This window comes from Winogradskyella tangerina (assembly GCF_003260205.1).
In the GTDB taxonomy this organism is placed as follows: Bacteria; Bacteroidota; Bacteroidia; order Flavobacteriales; family Flavobacteriaceae; genus Winogradskyella; species Winogradskyella tangerina.
Genome location: NZ_QERF01000005.1, coordinates 203,670 through 227,335, shown reverse-complemented (window position 1 = coordinate 227,335; position 23,666 = coordinate 203,670). Strand labels below are relative to the sequence as shown.

The 23,666-nt window shown below is 36.7% G+C and carries 22 protein-coding genes; 12 read left to right on the top strand and 10 right to left on the bottom strand.

Features of this window, described 5'->3' with window-relative positions; translation table 11 throughout:
• Position 1: 1 nt before the first annotated feature.
• Positions 2-448, bottom strand: coding sequence for a hypothetical protein (locus DDY94_RS09830; RefSeq protein ID WP_157957292.1), 447 nt, complete (start codon positions 446-448; stop codon positions 2-4).
• Positions 449-832: 384 nt separating this feature from the next.
• On the opposite strand from DDY94_RS09830, the gene DDY94_RS09825 reads away from it, so the two are divergent.
• The 3 genes from DDY94_RS09825 to DDY94_RS09815 all read left to right on the top strand — a co-directional run bounded on the left by DDY94_RS09825 (position 833) and on the right by DDY94_RS09815 (position 2,407).
• Positions 833-1,372, top strand: coding sequence for an RNA polymerase sigma factor (locus DDY94_RS09825; protein WP_449489478.1), 540 nt, complete (start codon positions 833-835; stop codon positions 1,370-1,372).
• Between the two features lie 71 nt (positions 1,373-1,443).
• On the top strand, positions 1,444-1,944 hold the full coding sequence (locus tag DDY94_RS09820; RefSeq protein WP_157957291.1) for a hypothetical protein: 501 nt from the start codon (positions 1,444-1,446) through the stop codon (positions 1,942-1,944).
• 10 nt (positions 1,945-1,954) lie between these two features.
• On the top strand, positions 1,955-2,407 hold the full coding sequence (locus DDY94_RS09815; protein ID WP_111683929.1) for a sensor of ECF-type sigma factor: 453 nt from the start codon (positions 1,955-1,957) through the stop codon (positions 2,405-2,407).
• Between the two features lie 25 nt (positions 2,408-2,432).
• Here DDY94_RS09815 and DDY94_RS09810 read toward each other — a convergent pair whose 3' ends face one another.
• From DDY94_RS09810 to DDY94_RS09770, 9 genes are all read right to left on the bottom strand, one after another.
• The gene (locus DDY94_RS09810; RefSeq protein ID WP_232817854.1) at positions 2,433-3,506 is read right to left on the bottom strand and encodes a WD40/YVTN/BNR-like repeat-containing protein; all 1,074 of its coding nucleotides are present in this window, start codon (positions 3,504-3,506) and stop codon (positions 2,433-2,435) included.
• Between the two features lie 99 nt (positions 3,507-3,605).
• Positions 3,606-4,286, bottom strand: coding sequence for an SCO family protein (locus tag DDY94_RS09805; protein ID WP_111683927.1), 681 nt, complete (start codon positions 4,284-4,286; stop codon positions 3,606-3,608).
• Positions 4,264-4,881 (bottom strand): toxin-antitoxin system YwqK family antitoxin, encoded by a 618-nt coding sequence (locus DDY94_RS09800; protein WP_232817853.1) that lies wholly within the window; start codon positions 4,879-4,881, stop codon positions 4,264-4,266. The genes DDY94_RS09805 and DDY94_RS09800 overlap by 23 nt, the downstream gene beginning before the upstream one ends.
• A 4-nt stretch (positions 4,882-4,885) precedes the next feature.
• Positions 4,886-5,647 carry a YHYH protein gene (locus DDY94_RS09795; RefSeq protein WP_111684023.1) on the bottom strand — a complete coding sequence of 254 codons (762 nt, stop codon included), beginning with the start codon at positions 5,645-5,647 and terminating at the stop codon, positions 4,886-4,888.
• Between the two features lie 59 nt (positions 5,648-5,706).
• Entirely contained in the window at positions 5,707-6,837 is a 1,131-nt protein-coding gene (locus DDY94_RS09790) for a YHYH protein (protein ID WP_111683925.1), read from the bottom strand.
• A 151-nt stretch (positions 6,838-6,988) separates the two neighbouring features.
• The gene (locus tag DDY94_RS09785; RefSeq protein WP_111683924.1) at positions 6,989-7,285 is read right to left on the bottom strand and encodes an EF-hand domain-containing protein; all 297 of its coding nucleotides are present in this window, start codon (positions 7,283-7,285) and stop codon (positions 6,989-6,991) included.
• A gap of 110 nt (positions 7,286-7,395) precedes the next feature.
• Positions 7,396-7,902, bottom strand: a complete 507-nt coding sequence (locus tag DDY94_RS09780; RefSeq protein WP_111683923.1) for a Spy/CpxP family protein refolding chaperone — start codon at positions 7,900-7,902, stop codon at positions 7,396-7,398.
• Between the two features lie 2 nt (positions 7,903-7,904).
• Complete coding sequence (locus tag DDY94_RS09775) at positions 7,905-8,219, bottom strand: hypothetical protein (RefSeq protein ID WP_157957290.1); 315 nt, start codon at positions 8,217-8,219, stop codon at positions 7,905-7,907.
• A gap of 39 nt (positions 8,220-8,258) precedes the next feature.
• Positions 8,259-8,837, bottom strand: a complete 579-nt coding sequence (locus tag DDY94_RS09770) for an RNA polymerase sigma factor (protein ID WP_111683921.1) — start codon at positions 8,835-8,837, stop codon at positions 8,259-8,261.
• Between the two features lie 67 nt (positions 8,838-8,904).
• On the opposite strand from DDY94_RS09770, the gene DDY94_RS09765 reads away from it, so the two are divergent.
• The 9 genes from DDY94_RS09765 to DDY94_RS09725 all read left to right on the top strand — a co-directional run bounded on the left by DDY94_RS09765 (position 8,905) and on the right by DDY94_RS09725 (position 23,666).
• A complete protein-coding gene (locus DDY94_RS09765; protein WP_111683920.1) occupies positions 8,905-10,125 on the top strand; it encodes an RsmB/NOP family class I SAM-dependent RNA methyltransferase in 1,221 nt (406 codons plus the stop codon).
• A 10-nt stretch (positions 10,126-10,135) separates the two neighbouring features.
• Positions 10,136-11,977, top strand: a complete 1,842-nt coding sequence (locus DDY94_RS09760; RefSeq protein ID WP_111683919.1) for an endonuclease — start codon at positions 10,136-10,138, stop codon at positions 11,975-11,977.
• 190 nt (positions 11,978-12,167) lie between these two features.
• On the top strand, positions 12,168-15,830 hold the full coding sequence (purL, locus tag DDY94_RS09755) for a phosphoribosylformylglycinamidine synthase (protein ID WP_111683918.1): 3,663 nt from the start codon (positions 12,168-12,170) through the stop codon (positions 15,828-15,830).
• Between the two features lie 294 nt (positions 15,831-16,124).
• Positions 16,125-17,897, top strand: coding sequence for an AMP-dependent synthetase/ligase (locus tag DDY94_RS09750; RefSeq protein WP_111683917.1), 1,773 nt, complete (start codon positions 16,125-16,127; stop codon positions 17,895-17,897).
• A gap of 119 nt (positions 17,898-18,016) precedes the next feature.
• Complete coding sequence (locus DDY94_RS09745) at positions 18,017-18,442, top strand: hypothetical protein (protein ID WP_111683916.1); 426 nt, start codon at positions 18,017-18,019, stop codon at positions 18,440-18,442.
• Between the two features lie 16 nt (positions 18,443-18,458).
• A complete protein-coding gene (locus DDY94_RS09740; protein ID WP_157957289.1) occupies positions 18,459-19,466 on the top strand; it encodes a response regulator transcription factor in 1,008 nt (335 codons plus the stop codon).
• 141 nt (positions 19,467-19,607) lie between these two features.
• Positions 19,608-20,063 (top strand): MarR family winged helix-turn-helix transcriptional regulator, encoded by a 456-nt coding sequence (locus DDY94_RS09735; RefSeq protein WP_111683914.1) that lies wholly within the window; start codon positions 19,608-19,610, stop codon positions 20,061-20,063.
• A complete protein-coding gene (locus DDY94_RS09730) occupies positions 20,063-22,471 on the top strand; it encodes a 3-hydroxyacyl-CoA dehydrogenase/enoyl-CoA hydratase family protein (RefSeq protein WP_111683913.1) in 2,409 nt (802 codons plus the stop codon). The genes DDY94_RS09735 and DDY94_RS09730 overlap by 1 nt, the downstream gene beginning before the upstream one ends.
• A gap of 4 nt (positions 22,472-22,475) precedes the next feature.
• Positions 22,476-23,666, top strand: a complete 1,191-nt coding sequence (locus tag DDY94_RS09725; RefSeq protein ID WP_111683912.1) for an acetyl-CoA C-acyltransferase — start codon at positions 22,476-22,478, stop codon at positions 23,664-23,666.

The following is a 23,666-nucleotide window of genomic DNA, read 5'->3' as shown; positions in this document are numbered from 1 at the left end:
GCTAGAAACCTAAGTGCCCGTAGGTCCAGTTCTCACCATCACTAATAAATATTAACGTTTTTGTAGTTATATTGGAACCACTTAAGGTAACACTAGTTGTCCCTGTGGTACTATTATTTCCAGCAAAAAATTCAACGCCAGTACCTAGTGTAATAATTGAAGCATCATTACTATTATCAATATTTCTTAAAATATATATCCTTCCAGGATAGGCAGTTGCGTCGGGTAAGCGGAATTGTTGACCAGACGAAAAAGGATCTATAGAAAAATATACACCATCATCAATATCCTGAAGTGTTGCGTCTGTAGGTTCTAATTTAGTATGTTTAACTGAAAGCGTACCATTAATATCCAGTGTACTTTGAGGGTCGGTAGTATTTATGCCAACTTGAGCAAATATTAACGCAGGCAACATTAATGAAAAAAGTAGGGAAAATAGTTTCATCATCTTATGATCTTAAAGCAATATTTTTTCGAAGTTACGATAATTCCACTTTAATCAAAAAATAAAGTCAGGGTAAACCTTTATTTAAAAGGTAAATAGAAGCTTTACAAAATCAAAAAGGGTGCACTTTTACATGCACCCTTCTCATTTTGTTACCAGATTTGGGGAACTGATAACAGTTAATAGGTTAAGCTGTGTCAAACATATAATAAATAATACTATAAACCAAGAAAAAAATGCTTTTTATCGTATTTTTTTGCTTTTAGTCGATTAAAATTAATATAACTATCTGATTATCAGTAATAATTTCAAAAAGCGAAAAAATATATTTTTTACCTTTAAACTTTTCAGACTTTTTATAGTCTAATTAGCAAAGTTTTATACTTGATCAACGAAACTGAATTCATATCACGCCTTAAAGACCCCAAGTCTAAAGAAACGGCTTTTAAAGAACTGTTGCAGCTCTATAAAGAACGTTTATATTGGCATGTTCGTAAGATTGTGATCTCTCATGATGATGCGGATGATGTGCTTCAGAATACCTTTATTAAAGTTTATCGCAGTATCGATAAATTTAAAGGTGACAGTAAATTGTACTCGTGGCTTTATCGTATAGCGACAAACGAATCCATCACCCATATAAATAAGAATGCCAAGCGTCTTCAAATAACAAATGAAGAACATCAAAACTTGGCCATAAATAATTTAAAAGCAGATGTTTATTTTGAAGGTGAAGCGATTCAACTTAAATTACAGAAAGCTATAGCTACCTTGCCACAGAAGCAACAGCTGGTATTTAATATGAAATATTTTGACGACTTAAAATACAAAGAGATCGCGGAAATTTTAGAAACAAGTGAAGGCTCTTTAAAGGCGTCCTATCATATAGCAGTGAAAAAAATAGAAAGCTTTTTAACTTCAGATTAAACCATTTTATTATTTTGAAGTCAAAGCATTAGAATAAAATTAAACGATTCTTGATTAATCAGGAACAAACGATGAAAAACGATAAATTACATAACATCAAGTCGACGGGGTTTAAAACTCCAGACCAATACTTTGATTCTTTTGAAGATAAGCTTTTTGAGCGTTTAGATCAGGAGAAACAAATTCAAGGTGTTGATGAATCTGGGTTTAAAGTTCCTGAAGGTTATTTTGATACTCTCGATGATCAGATCATTGCCAAGGTAAAGACTGAAGAGACGCCTGTAATTAAATTAAGTAGTCGTAAAACCCTCTATTACGTAGCAGGTATTGCTGCGTCATTGATCTTAATGATAGCTGTATTTATCAACTCTTCTAATGACGAGATTTCTGTTGAAATGGTAGAAACCTATTTTCAAGAAAGTGATTTAGATAGCTATGAATTAGCAGAATTATTGATGGATGCAGAAATACTTGAAGAAGATTTTACCATCATAGAAACTGAGTTTGATGAAGAAAATCTAGAATCTTATTTATTAGAAAACACAGATATCGAATCTATTTTACAACAATAAAAATATTATAATGAAAAAATTAATCCTACTTCTAACATTAATGATCGGCTTTTCGAGCTATGCTCAGATGGGTGAGAAAATGCAAGAAAGAATAAGGGCGCAAAAAATTGCTTTTCTAACAGACAAGCTTCAACTCACAACTGAAGAAGCTCAGCAATTCTGGCCTATTTATAATGCATTTGAAGCCAAAGTTGAAGAAATTAAATCGAAGGTTTTAAGGCCATTAAAGAAAGAAATGCGTAGCGGTGATGTTACAGACAAACGCGCTGAAGAAATTTTAGATAAAGTTATGGAAGCCGAAACCGATACCCACAATGCCAATTTAGAACTAGTTCAAGATCTTAAAAAGGTGATTTCAGCAAAAAAGATCATAAGACTTAAAGCCGCTGAAGATCAGTTTAATCAGATCTTACTCGATAAACTAAAAGAATTTCGAGAGCGTAGACGTAACAAGAAAAACTAAAAAAGAGGCCTGTTGGCCTCTTTTTTTATTCACTAAAAGTTAGTTTACTTATACGTCTATTCCCTGCGGCATAAGCAATAGAATCGTTTAAAATCCTTATTGTATAGTAGCCTTCGTCACTGAGATGCTTCCAAGTTTCTCCCGCATCGCTACTGTAATCGATCCCTTTAAATCCAATGGCTACAAGTTCTTTACCGTCACTATTAGGGATATATTGCACACAGCTTCTATAACCAGGTCCTTGTCCATCTGCAACTACTTCCCAGGTTTTGCCACCATCTTTTGTTCTGATCTTATTGGCTATTTTATCATCAGCTTTTGTATAATCACCTCCAATTGCAAATCCATTTTTCTCGTCATAAAAATCAATAGAATACATATCTGTCGTTTCCTTTCCTTGAATAATCGGTGTATCAAAGGCTTCCCAGGTTCGACCTTTATCAGGAGAATATAATATTCTACTGGTCTTCCCTCCTGTTGCCACCCAAGTACGGTCCCCTACAATGGCAATATTGGTATCACTAGCAGCAAAAGCGGCCTCACCCTCATTCGCTTTTGGCAAAACATCACAAGACAATTTATTCCAGCTGTTTCCACCATCTCTGGTAATTATGATGCTCATGCAGTCACCCGTGGGATCGCCTATAGCAATACCTTCCTCATCGTTCCAAAAATCCATAGAATCATAAAATGCTTTTGAGTCATCTTCACGATAAACAATTTTGTTCTTTTTAATATCTACATCGAGCGAATAAAGAAGTGCCGGAGAACCAATAGTAATGCCATAACAGTTCTTTTTTGTCATTGCTAATGCCCTAAAGTTTAGTTGAAATGAATCGTTCTCGATCTGTACCGGAAAGGCATTATTTATTTCTTCGGAAAAGTCAAATTCCTGTCTCATCATTGCACCTAATTTTCCGTTTGAAGTCAAATAAGCAATTCCAACAGTATCAATAAGTTCTAGCGCTCTTACATTGAGTGTAGAATCTATCACAAGGTGTTCAATTTCAACCTTTGAAATCGTTCTAATCTTTGAAGGTTTATCGTTTGTAAAAAAACCTAACCCAACAATTAACAATACAATAAGTAAGATGCGCATAATTTCAATTTTCATTAAAAATAGAAAAGCTTTACGACATAGCCGCAAAGCCTTTCACATTAACAATAAAAATAGCTATCAATCATTAACTAACCAAAGTTATTTTTCTGCTTTCAAGGTCTTAATATCTTCAATCAACTGCATCATCGAAGCCCTGTTAAGACCATTATAAATACCACGTATATGCTTATCCTTATCGATCAAAATAAAGTTTTCAGTATGTAAAAAATCATCGAGGTCTTTGGGTTCATCCAGATCGTTCTCTACAAAGTAGGCCTCTCTACCAAGGTTATAAATTTCAGTACGATCACCAGTTGCTAAATGCCATTTATTAGCGATAACCCCATGAATTCTTGCATAATTCTTCAACACAGGAACTGAGTCCAAGGATGGTGTTACGGAATGCGACAGAAAGACCACCTCGTCATCATCGATAAATGCTTCTTGTAACTTAAACATGTTGCCTGTCATTTGCGGACATATGCCTGGGCAACTGGCAAAGAAAAAATCGGTGACATATATTTTATTTTCAAAAGTTTTCTGTGTGATAGTATCCCCGAGCTGATTGACTAATTGAAAATCAGGTATCGTATGAAAGATTTTGGCTTCGTTGCTTTCTGAAGACAACCAATGAGGCGTAAATGAAGCCTCATTATAATATGGTAGTTCAGCCAAACGCGCATGGGCTTTGTTCTTTGAGTCATTAGCACAATTTACCAACAACATTATTCCTAAAATAATACTCAGTCGTTTTAGACTAATCTCTTTTAACCACTTCATCTTCTAATTGATAACATAAATTGGTACGTCGCATCCCATAAATACGACCATTTTTTACTTCGTAATTAACATATATTTTTCCGCTCTTCAACCAGCCTTTTTGAAGACCTTCTTCCTTTCCGTTAACGATATTCCTCAACTTTGCAAGCTGTCCATTAGGATACCATTGCTTCTCTTCACCATTCAATATTCCACTCTCATAATGAGCTTCCTTTGAGCGCTCTGCATTTTCCCACCAAGTTTTGTAAAGACCATCTAAGCGATTATTACGGTAAGTGCATTCCACTCTTAACACACCATTTGCAGACCACTGTTGAGCCAATCCTTCTCGGCTACCATTAATAAAACCTAAACGCTCACCTAAAATGCCATTTGAATGAAACTTTAAGGCATAGCCATTATATCGTTTTCCCTTATAATACCATCTGCCTTCAATCTGATTTAACTCAAGGTCGCTTTTAAGAACTTCTAAAGTATTGATTTCCATCGAAGTTTTATCCTCTGCTGGAGTTGTTACCGTTAAATGCGGTGTTTTCGCAGGGCGAACACAACCAAAAATTAACAGCATAATTACTATGGACAACCGTTTTCTCATGGGTCTAGTAGCCTTGATATGGTCCGGCAAAAGCGATATAAGACCCTGTTGTAGAATATACTTCATTGATGATATGATAATGATATTCTCCATCCGGATTATGAGGTGTTGGCCCAAAATGACCACCAGATTCATCTAAGTCCGTAGGATAATCATCCGAAGGATAATCGCGTCTACCATATAAAAACACACCGTCAAGCAGAATTCCTACAAGGTTCTGATCATCGTTCGTGATTGCTTTTGGTTCGAGGTGATAATGATACACACCGGGTCCAATATGTCCGCCAGTCCAATCGAGACTCGCTGCAGCATTGTCTAGCGGGCCATTACCTTCCTGATCGTTAAAAATTGAAGCGCCACTTAACGCAATGCCAATAGTGCCAAGATTGGTTGCAACTGTATTACCCGTTAAATTAGGCGTGGCATCTACAACAATCGTAACGGCATTATTGTTACTTGACATAATACTTGGCGTGGTTTGCACATTGGGTTCTTCTATATAGAGTTCGTGCCCAACCCCCCAATAGACCGTTTCGTGGTTTGGCAAACCAGTTGTTTCGATAACAACATCAGAGCCATCTAGATAAATTGTTGTCGCCTCTTCATTGAATTCGGCAAAGGCAGCATGCAATTCTACAGGTACAACACCGTCATCATCTGTTGTTCCCATATCGTCTGTAGATGCGTTACTATCATCACTAGAGCACGCTATTCCAAAGGTAAATATGGTAAGTACCAGTCCTAAAAGTTTAAGGAGATTTTTCATAATAATTGATTTAGTTTTTAATTTATTAATTGTTTTTGAAAAGAGCATTTATGAAATGATCAGTCACGTCGTGGTGGACCTTGTCTTTCTGGTGTTGGTGCATTTTTAAATTCTTCCTCCGTTAAAAATCCATCCTTGTTAGCATCAATGCGATCGAATAAGTCTTTCAAAGGACCTTTAGATTCATTTCTACTGATCTTTTTATCATTATTGGCATCTAGATCATTTAATAACTCCGAAAAGCTTGGGGCTCTTCTTGGGGTTCTTCTAGCTCTATCATCTGAATTGGCATTTCCAAATGGTGGTCTAACTTCTTCCTCAAATTCGCCCATCAAACAACGGCTTACATACGGAAATTCATTGGTAACTAAATACATGTATTCTCCATTGATTGTTATACCGTTACATTCGTCGAGATCACCATATCCGTCTATGTATTCAAAATCTGAAGTGTAAGTTCCATTATGATGGCCTCCTACAGAAACATCCATTTTCTCCATTGGATTTTCATATGTACAGTCCTCGCCTTCTCTTTGCCCACTCACTGCTTTATAGCTAGGTTTATATTTACCACTTTTTGAATAGTACATCGGAAATCCGTCATGAGCAAAACCAATATGAACCAAATCTTCCCCTGAATCGAAATTTTCTATGACTGAAGTTGGCGTTCCGTGATAATGATAAGCTCCGGTCGGTTGAACGTGAGCATGGTTAAAGTCTAAACCGAGATCAAAAACTTCTTGTAAAGCTTCAACCCTATAGTTTTCACCAGATTCACAAAGAACCACTTCAGCAGTTCCTGGTTCAAACTTTACACCGTTTAAAGCAACACCAGGTTCTCTTGCCCATTTCGCTTTGCCAGTATATTTTGGTTCGAGAGGAAACTTGTAAGTTTTACTTTGAGATGAAATACGATTAGGATTTCCTTGATTTGGAAAATCCCCAGTTGTATGGTCGGGTAATGAATTTGTAGTCATAACACGTTGATTACCTCTAATTTTCACCTTCGTTTTTGTTCCAAAAGTTTTACTATTCAGGGTATACTCCCCGAAATAGTTCTGAGTATCTTGAGGTTTTTCATGCGTGTGTGACACACCATCATGGGAATGTGCATATTCGGTTTTATGACCGTTACAATTCAGTAATAACAATACTAACAGTCCAAATGAAAATTTTTGATTTAGAAACATAATTCTTGATTTAGTTCAGCAACAATTTTTTGTCGCCTATAAATCTTTAGATGATTACTTTCTAAAAAACTTGCGGTAGACATTTCAAAAAATGAAAAGAGCTCTAAGAAATTTATCATAGAGCTCTTCATATTGCAAATAAATGCTTTCTTTAATTGTCTTGTTTTCTTCGTTTTGGTCTTGGTGCTTTTTTAAATTCCTCTTCAGAAATGAAACCATCTTCATCTAAGTCGAGTCTTTTAAAATGTTTCTTTAAAGGTCCCTTAGCTTCATCCTTCGATATTTTTCCGTCCTCATTTTTGTCGAGTTTTTCTAAAACTTGAGCAAAGGTTGGTGGTTCTTTTGGTCTTTCGCGATCATTAGCTTCTTCTTGGGCATTAATGTTAACCGCAAATAGCAATGAAAATATTGCTGCAAGTAATACTGATTTTGATGTTTTTTGATTCATGATATTTATTTTGATTATTATGTATTTGTTATTGTTTACTCTTTCACTTTATACCATCAATTTAAATTATTTTTCAAAGAATAATGCTAAAATTATTCTAAAACCTAGAGCTAATGTCTTGGTGGTGGACCTGGATGATCATTCCCCTTCTTCATTGGCGATCGCCGCCCTCGAGGCGGTGGCCCCTTATGCAGGGCATCTTTAACTAAAGAATTAAATTTCGCTTTCTGAGAATCATCACAGATGTTATAAATGGCCTTGAAATGTCTAAAAACTTCAAGATCCTTATTCTTCTCAAACTCACCAATAACCGAAGTAATAGAATCGATTTTTGAATCACTGGCTTCAACATTCGAAATCTGATCAAAAAGTGCCTCCTTAGAGGATCTAATTTCATTTGAAATTCCCCTCATCGTCTTTCTATGTTTCTGTTCTAGCTCTTCAAATTGTTGAGTTTGTTCCGCGTTAAAGTCTAAACGTTTCGAAATAAAATTATTTGGTCCTTTCGGTCCTTTAAAATCACCATCATCAGATATACCAAAGTGATTTATTAAGAAAAATCCGTTAACTATAATCAGGAATAATATTAAAATATAAAGTGGTAATTGTTTTTTCATGATCAATTAATTAATGTGTCCGAATCGCTTTCTAACAAACCATAGCTTTCTGCGAAATTAGAAACGTCGCTATCGTAATTTGAGGATCTAAACTGCACTAAGGCATATACATTTATTGCAACTATGAGTACCAATGCGGCAAATTGTAATTGTGGTGTAAACCAAGTCCACAACTGCGATTCCTTCTCTTTGTTTTCAGAAAAGATTTGTCGTAGCGCTTTGTCTTTCAAGAATGGCGAAACTTTGACCTCTTCAATGTGATCCGCACTCGCCAAAGTGGCTTCTACCTTCTGATTTATATCCTTATTTGTTTCCATATTCATTCATTTAGATGCACTATTTTTTAAAAACTTGCGTTACCCATTCTTTTTGTAATATTCCTCAAGCAATTTTTGAAGATTTTTTTTCGCTCTAAACATCAACGATTCAACTGATGGTATACTTTTTTGAGTGATTTCACTAATCTCCTGATAGCTCCTTCCGTCAATTTTATGTAATGTAAAAGCAACTTTCTGTGCTTCAGGCAAACTATTAATTGCTAAAAATAAAGTCTCATTCATCTCTTTATTTTCTAAAATAATTCCGGGATGATTCATCTCAGTGAAGTATGACGTTTTATCTATCGGAATCGAACTTCCGCTTAACGACTGTAAAAACCCAAAGCGCTTTTTTGTGTTTCGTTTCCTTATAAATTCTAAGCACTTGTTCGTTGTTATTCTGAAAATCCACGTGGAAAGCTTTGCGTTACCCTTAAACTTATGGATAGACTTATATACCTCAACAAAAACTTCTTGAGTAAGATCTTCAGCCTCTTCCTTATTCGGAACAAATGAGATACATGTTGAAAAAACTTTCTGTTGAAAATCATCTAACAACTTGCCATAAGCAGCCTCATCACCAGCAATCAATCTCTTAATAAAGTCGTTGTGTCCCAAATACAAATGAATTATCGCCTACAAATTAATGAATTAAATGTACCTTTGCGAGCTTATCTAAATCAAAATGCGATTACACAAAAATTTATGCTTTGCAGTCATTGACGGTTTACACCAAATCTTTAATGAAAACGAGTATGCCGACAAGGTCGTTCAAATACTTTTAAAACGTGATAAACGCTGGGGCAGTCGCGATCGTGGTTTTGTGGCCGAAACAACCTATGAAATCGTCAGATACAAGCGGTTATATTCTGAAATTGCTAATGTAAAAGCACCATACGACCGAGATAATTTATGGCGCTTATTTGCCGTTTGGGCGACCTTAAAAGGAATAAAATTACCCGATTGGAAATACTTCGAGCAAACACCTTCACGAAAAATAAAAGGCAAATTCGACGAACTTATTAAAATCAGAAAGTTTAGAGAATCGATTCCTGATTGGATGGATGAACTGGGTCTTAAAGAGTTAGGTGAAAAAATCTGGACAGACGAAATAAAAGTTCAAAATGAACAAGCCGAAGTGATCCTAAGAGTAAATACACTCAAAACCAATAAAAAAGACCTTCAGTTAAAACTACAATCTGAAAATATTGAAACTGAATTTTTATCAAATTATCCTTCAGCCTTAAAACTCAAAGAGCGCACTAATGTGTTCAGAACAGAAGCCTTTAAAAATGGTTGGTTCGAAGTTCAGGATGCATCCTCACAACTTGTTGCTGATTTTCTGGATGTTAAACCAGGCATGAAAGTTGTTGATGTTTGTGCAGGTGCCGGTGGAAAGACCTTACACTTAGCTTCATTAATGGAAAATAAAGGGCAGATCATTGCCATGGATATTTACGAAAGTAAACTTAAGAAGCTGAAAGTTAGAGCGCGAAGAAATGGTGTCCATAATGTCGAACTTAAAGTGATAGACTCTACAAAACCCATCAAGAAACTGCATGCTAAGGCCGATCGCCTTTTAATTGATGCGCCATGTTCTGGTCTGGGAGTTTTAAGACGAAATCCTGATGCCAAATGGAAATTGACACCAGAGTTCATTGAAAATATTAAACAAACTCAAACTGAAGTTTTAGATAAATACTCTAAAATGGTAAAACCAGGCGGAAAAATGGTTTATGCAACCTGCTCTATTTTACCATCAGAGAACGAAGAACAAATTGATAAATTCTTAACTTCGGAAACAGGAAAAGCATTTACATTTGTAAAAGACAAGAAAGTGTTGGCCCACAAATTTGGATATGACGGATTTTATATGGCACTTTTAGAAAAAAAGACTATTAACTAGATATCAATATATGAAGCATTTTTACCTAATATCATTATTATTTGTTTCGTCCATTTCATTTGCTCAAGTCCCTTCAAACTATTACGACTCGGCAAATGGCCTTTCAGGATTTGCATTAAAAACGCAATTAAAGCGCATCATTAATGATAGCAATGATGGCCTCTCTACGGAGTTTTTACACATGGACCAAGGCGACAATCTCGATAACCTATACGGCACTAGTGATCTGGATCTATATTACGAGAATGACGGAACAATACTCGATATCTATTCTGAAAACCCCACAGGTGTAGACCCTTACAATTATGTTTTTCAAACAGACGAGTGTTCAGGAAGTTTCTCGAGTGAAGGCGACTGCTACAATAAAGAGCATATCATACCAAAATCTGTTTATAATGATGCAAGTCCGATGGTAGACGACGGTCATACTGTTATTCCTACCGATGGTAGAGTAAACGGTTTACGCAGTAATTTACCGTTTGGTGTGGTTGACGACAGTCAACTTATTTCTCAAAGTGGTGTAAGCAACCCAACAATGAACGGATCTAAAGCAGGAGGAAATCTAAACAGTGGATATTCAGCAGGCTATACCAGTACTGTGTTTGAACCTATTGATGAGTTCAAAGGTGATGTTGCCAGAATGTATTTCTATTTCGTAACCCGTTATGAAGATCAGGTTGATAATTGGAGTGCCTTTCCTATGTTTAATGGCAGTAATAACCAAGCCCTAGACGAGCCATTCTTAACTATTCTATTAACCTGGCATGCTAACGACCCAGTTTCTCAAAAAGAAATAGATCGAAATAATACCGTATTCAACTATCAGAATAACCGAAATCCGTTTGTAGATAATCCTAATTATGCCAATTTAATTTGGTCTAGTTCATCAGATACTACGCCGCCGTCAGACCCAACCAACTTGGTTGCTTCTAATCCGACTAATAACTCTATTGATCTTAACTGGACCGCAAGCACAGACGATGTTGGAGTTGTTGGCTATAATATTTATGTTGATGGTTCATTATACGGACCAAGCCTAAGCACTGACCCATCTTTTACAGTGTTGAGTTTAGGGCCAGACAATACCTATTGCTTTAGAGTTACAGCATTAGACGGTGCGGGTAACGAATCTGGATTGAGTAATGAGGACTGCGAAACCACAACTGTGGGCAATAATTTGAATTGCATTGAAGAGACCTTTCAAAACATACCGGCAAATTCAAGCCAATACACTAGCTTCATGTGGACTGGAGATAATGGTTTTGACTTTAGTGCTACCGATGCACGAACTGATCAAACTCTAGATGGCAGAGCCATTACAATCAGAGACGGTAGCTTACAATACACAGATAATCTTTCAGATATTATTGAAGAGTTTACGGTAACTACACAACGTGTATTCAGTGGAGGTTCAGGAACATTTGATCTTGTAATTAACGGTAATGTGGTTGGCACAATTCCTTACGACGATACGGTAACAACTACAACAATCAGCAATATTGATTTAGGTTCAGAAACATTTAATACACTCTCAATACAAAACAATAGCAACGGATCTAACCGTGTTAGATTTGATAATATGTCTTGGACTTGTGGACTATTAAATACTCCTGAATACGACCTAGATAACGTTAGAATCTATCCAAATCCTGCTAAGGATATTTTGAATATCGACCTTCAAAATAACGTTGATACCACCATAGAGATCTATGATATCTTAGGTAAACGTATTTTAAAACGACAAATAAATTCAGAAAAGCGATTGAATATTCAGGATTTGAAATCTGGTATTTACATCTTAAAAATCACTCAAGGCGAAGCAAGCACAACTAAACGTCTTATCAAAAACTGAAACTGATTTTTGAAAAACTTTAAAGCAACTCGATAGGGTTGCTTTTTTTATTCTGAACATCTGAAGGATTCTAATTTTCAATGTCAACTACTGGTGAATAACTTCATCTTTTACATGAGGTCATAACACTTTATTTCAATTTAAAAAGCGTAAATTTGCGCTTTAATAATCGCAACAATACCTGCATCTAATGATTCACTTCTTTGGAAACCAAAACAGTAAAGTTTTTGCTGTTCAAGCCACAAAAGAATTATCAACTGAAAAAATATCTAAACTTACATGGTTATTTGGCAACCAGCCTAAAATAGAGCAAGCATCAATTGATGCTTTTTTTATTGGCCCAAGAGCTGCTATGATCACACCTTGGAGTACCAATGCCGTTGAAATTACCCAAAATATGGGCATTGACGGAATTGTTAGAATTGAGGAGTTTACTTCGGTTCAATCAGATTTTAAGGGTTATGACCCTATGATTTCTGAAAAATTTCAAAGTTTGAACCAAGATATTTTTACTATAAATATTGAGCCTGAAGCAATTCAGAATATAGAGGATATTTCAGCTTATAATCAGCAGGAAGGACTAGCCTTAAGCGACGAAGAGATCGATTATCTTGAAGGTGTTTCAAAAAAGATCGGAAGACCACTTACGGATTCTGAAGTTTTTGGATTTTCACAAGTCAATTCAGAACACTGCCGCCATAAAATTTTCAACGGAACATTTGTAATTGACGGTGAGGAAAAACCATTATCATTATTTAAAATGATTAAGGAAACGTCGAAGCGTAATCCGAATGCGATTGTTTCAGCCTACAAGGATAACGTAGCGTTTATTGAAGGTCCGGTTGTTGAACAATTTGCGCCAAAACGTGCGGATATTCCAGATTATTATACTACTAAAGATTTTGAATCTGTTATTTCACTCAAAGCAGAAACCCATAATTTCCCAACAACTGTTGAACCATTTAACGGTGCGGCAACAGGGTCTGGTGGTGAAATTAGAGACCGTCTTGCAGGTGGAAAAGGCTCAATTCCTTTAGCCGGAACAGCTGTGTACATGACCTCCTATTCGCGATTAGAGGAAGAGCGACCATGGGAAAAAGCATTCCCTGCACGTAAATGGTTGTACCAAACACCGATTGATATTTTAATTAAAGCGAGTAATGGGGCTTCCGACTTTGGAAATAAATTTGGCCAACCGTTAATTTGTGGTTCTGTTTTAACCTTCGAACATCAAGAAAAAGAAGATCGAATCGGTTACGACAAGGTCATCATGCTGGCTGGTGGAATAGGATACGGAAAAGCAGATCAGGCCATAAAAGAAATCCCCAAAACAGGTGATAAAATCGTCATTTTAGGTGGAGATAATTACCGAATTGGTATGGGAGGTGCGGCAGTATCGTCTGCCGACACAGGCGAATTTGATTCAGGAATAGAACTCAATGCTGTTCAGCGTTCGAACCCAGAAATGCAAAAACGTGCTGCCAATGCTGTAAGAAGCATGGTTGAAAGCGATGAAAACTTCATTGTCTCTATTCACGATCATGGTGCAGGTGGTCATCTCAACTGTCTGTCTGAACTCGTAGAAGATACTGGTGGCCATATCGATTTAGATAAACTGCCCATTGGAGACCCAACACTATCTTCAAAAGAGATAATTGGAAATGAATCACAGGAGCGTATGGGACTCGTTATTGCCGATGAGCATCTAGACACCTTACATAAAATTGCAGATCGAGAACGCTCACCAATTTATGACGTTGGCGAAGTTACTGGGAAACATCGTTTCACTTTTGAATCTAAATCTAAAGGCGATAAACCTATGGATTTAGCATTAGAAGACATGTTTGGTAGTTCACCAAAAACCATAATGAACGACGTTACAGTTGAGAAAAACTATCAAGACCTAAGTTATAATACTGACCAGATCTATGATTATTTAGATCAGGTTTTACAACTTGAAGCTGTAGCTTGTAAAGACTGGCTCACAAACAAAGTAGATCGTTGTGTAGGAGGAAAAGTTGCTAAGCAGCAATGTGCTGGTCCATTGCAATTACCACTTAACAACCTTGGTGTAATGGCTCTAGATTTCAAAGGTAAAGAAGGCATAGCAACTTCAATTGGGCACTCACCGGTTTCGGCGTTGATAGATCCAATTGCAGGTAGCCGTAATTCAATTACAGAGTCTTTAACCAATATAATTTGGGCGCCTTTAAAAGATGGTTTAAAAAGTGTGTCCCTTTCAGCCAACTGGATGTGGCCTTGCAGAAATGACGGTGAAGACGCCCGTTTATACGAAGCAGTAAAAGCGGTGTCAGAATTTGCAATCGATTTGGGCATTAATGTTCCTACGGGTAAAGATTCACTTTCAATGAAGCAGAAATATCCTGAAGGTGATGTTATTGCTCCAGGCACAGTGATTATTTCAGCAGCGGCAAATTGTAATGATATTTCTAAAGTTGTTGAACCCGTTTTCAAAGTAGGAAAAGGTTCGATCTATTACATAAATATATCTCAAGATGATTTTAAACTTGGCGGTAGTTCTTTTGCACAGATCAATAACAAAATTGGTAGTGAAACTCCAACGGTTAAAGATGCTAATTACGTCATCAATGTATTCAATACTATTCAGCAGCTCATTAAGAACGATAAGATAGTTGCAGGCCATGATGTGGCTTCAGGAGGACTTATTACAACGTTATTGGAAATGTGTTTTGCTGATAATAATATTGGTGCCGAATTAGACATTACTAGTCTAGGAGAAAAGGACGCTTTCAAAGTTCTATTTTCTGAAAATGCTGGTGTCGTGATTCAGTCTACGGACGATTCAATAGAAAACACATTGGCACAAGCCAATATTGAGTTTCATAAGTTGGGTGAAGTTACTGAAAGTGATGTGCTCGGGGTTATAAATAGCAATCAGGTTTATACGATGACCGTTTCGCGATTGAGAGATGTATGGTATAAAACCTCGCTTCTCCTCGACCGAAAGCAAACAGCAAATAACCTTGCTGATGAGCGCTTCAACAATTATAAAAACCAACCTCTAGCGTATAAGTTTCCAAAGCATTTTACAGGAAAACTACCAGAGGTAAATTCTAATCGCCCTAAAGCAGCGATTTTAAGAGAAAAAGGAAGTAATTCTGAACGCGAAATGGCCAACGCCATGTATCTAGCTGGTTTTGATGTGAAAGACGTTCATATGACCGATCTAATTTCAGGTAGAGAAACACTTGAAGATATTCAGTTTCTTGGTGCTGTTGGAGGGTTTAGTAATTCTGATGTACTAGGTTCTGCAAAAGGTTGGGCAGGTGCAATAAAATACAATGAAAAGGCTAATAAAGTGATTTGGGATTTCTTCCAGAGAGAAGATACACTCTCAGTTGGAATTTGTAATGGTTGCCAACTTTGGATGGAATTAGACCTCATTAATCCAGAACATGAGATTCATGGGAAAATGACTTACAACGATTCTCATAAACACGAGAGTGCCTTTACATCTGTGAAAATTCAGGAGAACAATTCAGTGATGTTATCGAGCTTAGCCGGAAGTCAATTAGGGGTTTGGATTTCACATGGTGAAGGAAAATTCAAACTACCGTATTCCGAAGATCAATACCATATCGTGGCTAAATACAGCTACGAAGGTTATCCGCATAATCCAAACGGATCAGATTTCAATACAGCCATGATGTGCGATAAGACTGGAAGACATTTAGTGACTATGCCGCATATTGAGCGTTCAACATTCCAGTGGAATTGGGCACACTATCCAGACGGCAGAAAGGACGAAGTTTCTCCTTGGATAGAGGCATTTGTAAATGCGAGATTATGGATAGAAAATAAACACGCTTAAGTTGCTGAATTTGAATACAGTACTTATATTTGTATAAAGAGTGATACTTTTTTACTAATGATATTGATTAATCACTAAGGGGTTAAGACTTAAATTTATTAGTAGTTAGGGTGAAAAGTATCATAAAATCGAAGGGCTTTATTATTTAAAGCCCTTTTTTTATTTTCTTCAAATCGATTTTAGAAAAATTTGAATCTTCATAATCTTTTGTTTAATTCGCAACAGCTAAATAAAATCGACCTAAATTTCTTATTTTCGTAGAAATCCCCAGTAAATTTTACAGATTTATAAATTATGACAGACGTTACGCGCCTCTTTGATTTTCCTTACTATCAATTAAAACATAAACCAAATGCCAAGGCTTTGGTTACAAAATACAATGGTGAATGGTCACCAATGTCTACCCAAGAGTATATTAACAAAGCCAATGCGGTTAGCCGTGCTTTGATAAAACTTGGTGTACAATCAGGAGATAAAATTGCTGTAATATCCTCAACAAATAGAACCGAATGGAATATCATGGATATTGGTGTGCTTCAGGTTGGTGCTATCAATATTCCTATTTATCCAACAATTTCTGCTGAAGATTATCAATATGTCTTAAATCATAGTGAGTCTATCTATTGTTTTGTTTCAGATGAAGAAGTCTTAGAAAAAGTTAGAAAGGTTCAAGACAATACGCAACTAAGAGATGTATATTCATTCGACCATATTGAAGGCTGCAAACATTACTCTGAACTTTTCGAATTAGGTGCAGACGATAGCAATCAAAATGAAGTTGAAGCAAGAAAAGAAGCCGTAAAGCCTGAAGACTTAGCAACCATTATTTATACATCGGGGACCACAGGAAAACCCAAAGGTGTAATGCTTTCACATTGGAATATTACAAGTAACGCCTTAGATGCGTCAAAGCGCTTACCTCCTATTGATGGTGAAACTAGAATCTTGAGTTTCCTACCCATTTGCCACATTTTTGAACGTGTACTTATCTATATCTATCAATACGCCGGAACAAGTATCTACTTCGCTGAAGGCTTAGACAAAATTGGAGATAATGCCAAAGAAATAAAACCACATCTTATGAGTGTGGTACCGCGACTATTAGAAAAGGTCTTCGATAAAATTATGTTGAAAGCTGATGAACTCTCCGGCATAAAACAAAAACTTTTCTATTGGGCAGTAGAGCTTGGTGAGAAATGGGAACCATACCGAGCCAACGGTTCTTGGTACGAATTCAAACTAAGCATTGCTAATAAACTAATTTTTAGCAAATGGCGAGAAGCACTTGGCGGTGAATTAAGAACAATGGTTTCAGGAAGTGCGGCACTTCAACCTAGATTATCTCGTGTGTTTTCTGCAGGACAAATGCAAGTCATGGAGGGCTATGGTCTTACGGAAACGTCGCCAGTGGTCTCTGTTGGAATGTATAGCGATAATCATTTCAAAGTCGGCACCGTAGGGAAACCTATAGATAACGTAGAGGTGAAAATAGCCGAAGATGGTGAGATCTTAATTAAAGGACCAAACGTAATGATGGGCTATTATAAAGATCCTGAAAAAACAGATAGCGTAATGACTGGTGAATACTTTCATACCGGAGATAAAGGCATTATAGATGACGATGGATTTTTGAAAATCACCGGGCGAAAAAAGGAAATGTTTAAAACCTCTGGTGGTAAATACATCATTCCTACGCTACTAGAAAACGACCTGAAGCAATCCTTATTCATTGAGCAAGTTATGGTTGTCGGCGAAGGCGAAAAAATGCCTGGCGCCATTATTCAACCAAATTTTGAATTTATCCGTGATTGGATCGAACACAAGGAACACAATATCGGAACTTCCGAAGAAGAAATTGCATCTTCAGAAACGGTGATTAATCGCATTCAGAAAGAAGTAGACAAATACAATAAAAACTTCGGAAAATGGGAACAGATAAAACGCTTTGAGTTAACTCCTGAAGCATGGACGATCGACGATGGGCATCTGACTCCTACCATGAAAATGAAGCGAAGTGTTATCAGAAAAAAATACGATGCACTCTACGAAAAAATCTACAGACCGTAGAAAATTAAAGGGTTTAGCACGTTTTTAAAACTTAATTAATACTTTTTTCAGACTGTAAAAATTTCTATTGCTCTACCTTTAGAAATAGTTTTGTAGTATTAACTTTAAATAAAAATATTATGAAACGTTTATTAATTTTTCTACCGCTATTATTTGTAGTTTTTAGTTCAACTGCATTTGCTCAAAGCACTGATTTTAAGATTACACGAAATCTTGGATTTAAAGAATCTTCCAAAATACAATCAGTAGATATTAAAATTTCTGAAAAAACATCAACCTTAAAATTAGAGATTGCATGTGCCGTACGAAAAGGTACCGTTACGATAGAAATTTACAACCCCGAAAATGAAAAACAAGGCGAATTTACAATTGAAGGTATGGAATCTGAAGGAGATGGCAGTCTATTCAGTGAACTCACTGAAGGTGTAACAGGTCACATTAATAAAATCATTAATGATCCTAGTTTAGGGAATTGGCAAATAAAGTTTATTCCAAAAGATGCGACTGGTAGAGTAAATATCCAATCGCGCCAAGTCTTGTACTAATCAAAATAACCAACCTTTGCAATTTTATAGAATCTTAAAAATATTAATACTCTTACCAGCATTTTTGAGTTGCGCTACAATAACTGCTCAGAACAAAACGGACAAGCATCTTATTGAAGGTCATTTAACTCTTGACAGCATTTGGGAACCAAAACTATACCTGTCATATATCTCAGATTTTAGCAAAATGTACACAATGTCTAACAGTATGATTATTGCAGAATCTGAGGTTGATGCTTCAGGGTACTTTAAGTTCAATATCGATTTTCTTCCAAAAGAAAATAGCCTTTATCGTATTCATATTTCAAAACGGGGAACATCTAAGGTTTCAATAATAATTGGTGGTAACGCCGAAAATCACTTTTTCCTTGTTGCGAATAACAAGTCTTATATCAAAATTGAAAACCAAAGTCGCATCTTTAGTAATGTGACTTTTCATGAGGATGAGAAAAATAAAATTCTAGACAAAGTTGATGATATTGTTAAACTCATGGACAGTACTAATTTCAGCGCGCCTCGAATTAAAAGCGAATTTGTAACCAATGCCTTTAACGAACAACTAAGGCATATTGCTGATACCTGTTCTTATGCCTTAGTATCCTTGTATACTTTGCAACGCAGTAAATATGAAAGCGATCTTAAGAATAATCTAGAATTTTATCAGAATTATTCCGATAAATGGAAAACTGAATCGTCAGCGTATTTTGAAAAGTTCAGGGCGAAAATACCTGAGAGGAAGAGTGCCATCGACTACAGGTTATTAATGGCTCTAGGTGTTGGGGCAGCCTATCTACTAGGTTATTTCATTGGTAAAAGAAATTCAGAAAAAAAAACTTCTGATAAAAGATCTATTGATGCGTTAAGCATTCAGGAAAGGCGGATCTATTCACTTTTGGTGGAAGGTAAATCTAACAAGGAAATCTCAGAAGAATTCAATATTGGTGTAAGCACCGTCAAGTCTCATGTGAGTTCAATCTACAATAAGCTGAACGTTAAATCACGAAAGGAAATTGTTGATCTTTAGTAAATTCTAAGCACCTCTCAATACACCTAATAGTTATAAAGCGTTTCTCATCCGGAACGCTTTTTTTATTCAACAATTTACATAAATTTATTATGCATGCATAGTATTTTTTATTATCTTTGGAAACCAAACTAAATTTTAATGAAGGACAAAACAATAGATTATGTACTGAGAACCACTTGGTTAGCAGTAAATAAGATGTATAACGAGGAAGCCTCAAAGTTCGATACAACGATGGCTACTGGTTTTGCATTACTAAGTATTGACCCAGAAAAAGGAACACCCTCAACCTCATTAGGTCCAAAAATGGGTATGGAAGCGACAAGTCTTTCGCGTACACTCAAAACGATGGAAGAGAAAGGTCTTATTGAGCGCAAACCTAATCCTGAAGATGGACGTGGTGTACTAATTCACCTCACAGATTTTGGAAGAGAAAAAAGAGAATATTCTAAGGACCGCGTATTAACCTTTGATAACGCCATACGTTCGAATATTTCTGCTGATAAAATTGAACATTTCTACGAAGTTGCTGAACTCATCAATAATATGATTTCAAACAAAAAAATATACAATCAAAAAGAACATAGTATAAAATAATGAGTAAACGAAGAATCAAAAAAATTGCCATTATTGGCTCTGGTATTATGGGAAGCGGAATCGCCTGCCACTTTGCCAATATTGGTGTAGATGTGCTTTTGTTAGACATTGTTCCGCGTGAACTTAATGACAGAGAAAAAGCCAAGGGATTAACATTAGAAGACAAAATTGTACGTAATCGATTAGTCAATGATGCCTTAACTACATCTATCAAATCTAAACCTGCCCCACTTTATCACCCATCGTTTAAAAATCGAATCACTACTGGAAATCTAGAAGACGATATCGCTAAAGTTGCGGATGTTGATTGGATTATGGAAGTGGTCGTTGAACGCCTAGATATTAAACAGCAAGTTTTTGAAAAACTTGAAAAATATAGAACCCCAGGAACTTTAATAACGTCGAATACTTCAGGTATCCCTATAAAGTTTATGAGCGAAGGGCGAAGTGAAGATTTTCAAAAGCATTTCTGCGGAACACATTTCTTCAACCCTGCGCGTTATTTAAAACTTTTTGAAATCATTCCTGGACCAAAAACAGATGCTGCAGTTCTAGAATTCTTAAACGGTTATGGCGAACAATTCTTAGGAAAAACTTCAGTGGTTGCAAAAGATACGCCAGCCTTTATTGGTAATCGTATCGGAATTTTTAGCATAATGAGCCTTTTTCATACCGTTAAAGATCTAGATCTAACCATAGAGGAAATAGATAAATTATCTGGTCCTGTGATCGGTCGCCCAAAATCAGCAACCTTTAGAACAGTAGACGTTGTTGGTTTAGATACACTCGTTCATGTGGCTAATGGTATTAGAGAAAATTGTCCGAATGACGAGCGACATGAATTATTCCAACTGCCAGATTTCATCAATACTATGATGGAAAATAAATGGTTAGGAAGTAAAACCGGACAAGGATTTTACAAGAAGCATGTCTCTGCGGAAGGCAAAAAAGAGATTCTTTCTTTAGACCTAAACACCCTAGATTATAGAACTAAGCAACGTGCAAAATTTGCAACGCTAGAGTTAACAAAGACTATCGATAAGGTTGTTGATCGCTTTAACGTTTTGGTGAAAGGAAAAGACAAAGCCGGCGAATTCTATCGCAAAAGTTTTGCTGCCTTATTTGCTTATGTCTCCAACCGTATTCCTGAAATTACAGATGATCTTTACAAGATCGATGATGCTATGAAAGCGGGATTTGGATGGGAACACGGACCATTTCAAATTTGGGATGCTATTGGCGTTGAAGCTGGAATAGAAATGATGAAAGCCGAAGGTTTAGAACCAAATGCATGGGTCACTGAAATGTTAGCTTCGGGAAACACTTCTTTCTACACCGTTAAAGATGGTGCGACATTCGCTTATGATATCCCTAAAAAATCACAAGAGAAAATTCCTGGTCAGGATAGCTTTATCATACTAGATAACATTAGAAAGTCTAACGAAGTATTTAAAAATTCTGGTGTTGTTATTGAAGACTTAGGTGATGGTATTCTTAATTGCGAATTCCAATCTAAAATGAACACTATCGGTGGTGATGTTTTAGCCGGATTGAACAAAGCTGTTGACCTTGCTGAAAAAGACTTTGAAGGTCTCGTTATCGGTAATCAAGGCGCTAACTTTTCTGTTGGAGCCAATATTGGTATGATCTTTATGATGGCTGTTGAGCAAGAATATGATGAACTCAATATGGCCATCAAATATTTCCAAGACACTATGATGCGTATGCGCTACTCGGCAATTCCAACGGTAGCTGCACCACATGGCATGACACTTGGTGGTGGTTGTGAATTATCATTACACGCTGACAAAGTAGTCGCTGCAGCAGAAACTTACATCGGATTAGTAGAATTTGGTGTTGGTGTAATTCCAGGTGGCGGCGGTTCTAAAGAAATGGCGCTAAGAGCTTCAGATACCTTCAATAAAGGTGATGTTGAATTAAACGTACTTCAAGAATATTTCTTAACCATTGGTATGGCAAAAGTGGCAACTTCGGCCTATGAGGCTTACGACCTAGGCGTACTTCAAAAAGGAAAAGATATAGTTGTAGTCAATAAAGATCGCCAGATCGCTACTGCAAAGGCACATGCTAAATTAATGGCCGATGCAGGCTATACTCATCCGGTTAAACGAAAGGATGTAAAAGTGCTTGGAAAACAAGCTTTAGGTATGTTCTTAGTAGGAACAGATGCCATGGAAGCGAGTCACTACATCAGTGAACACGATCAGAAAATCGCAAATAAGTTAGCCTATGTAATGGCTGGAGGAGATTTATCTGAACCAACTTTAGTGTCAGAACAATACCTCTTGGATTTAGAGCGTGAAGCGTTCTTATCGTTATGTACAGAGCGTAAAACTCTTGAACGCATTCAGCACATGTTAAAAACAGGTAAACCATTAAGGAATTAAAAAAATGAAACAAGTATATATAGTTAAAGGATACAGAACTGCTGTAGGAAAGTCTAAAAAAGGCGGTTTCAGATTTAAAAGAGCTGATGAATTGGCTGCTGAAACAATTCAATATATGATGGGTAAATTACCAGATTTTGATGTGTCTCGTATTGATGATGTTATTGTTGGTAATGCCATGCCTGAAGGCTCTCAAGGTCTAAACATGGCCCGAATCATTTCATTAATTGGTTTAAATACCGTTGATGTTCCTGGGGTTACAGTAAATCGCTTTTGTTCATCAGGTTTAGAAACAATTGCTATGGCCGTGGCCAAAATCCAGGCTGGAATGGCAGATTGTATTATTGCAGGCGGGTCAGAAAGTATGAGTTCTGTTCCGATGACAGGTTTTAAACCAGAACTAAACTACGACATCGTAAACTCTGGGCATGAGGATTATTACTGGGGAATGGGAAATACAGCCGAAGCTGTTGCGGACAAATACAATGTATCGAGAGCAGATCAAGATGAGTTTGCATACAACTCTCACATGAAAGCCCTAAAAGCATTAGCAGAAGATCGTTTCCAAGATCAGATTGTACCAATTGAAGTTGAAGAGACCTATGTGGATGCTAACGGTAAAAAGGCGAATAGAAAATTCACTGTGAATAAAGATGAAGGCCCAAGAAAAGGAACAAGTATTGAAGCACTCGCCAAATTAAGACCAGTATTTGCGCAAGGCGGATCGGTTACAGCAGGTAACTCATCACAAACAAGTGACGGTGCTGCTTTTGTACTTGTAATGAGCGAAGACATGGTAAAAGAACTTAATCTTGAACCTGTTGCAAGATTAGTAAGCTATGCCGCAGCTGGTGTACCACCGAGAATCATGGGTATTGGACCGGTTGCAGCAATTCCAAAGGCTTTAAAACAAGCTGGTCTTTCACAAAATGACATCGAACTCATTGAGTTAAATGAAGCATTTGCCTCTCAATCACTCGCTGTGATGAGAGAATTAGACCTAAATCAAGACATCGTTAATGTTAATGGTGGGGCCATTGCTCTTGGTCACCCACTTGGTTGTACAGGCGCTAAACTTTCAGTGCAATTATTTGACGAGATGCGTAAGCGAGACATGAAAAATAAATATGGCATGGTGACAATGTGCGTTGGTACTGGTCAAGGTGCCGCTGGAATTTTCGAATTTTTAAACTAA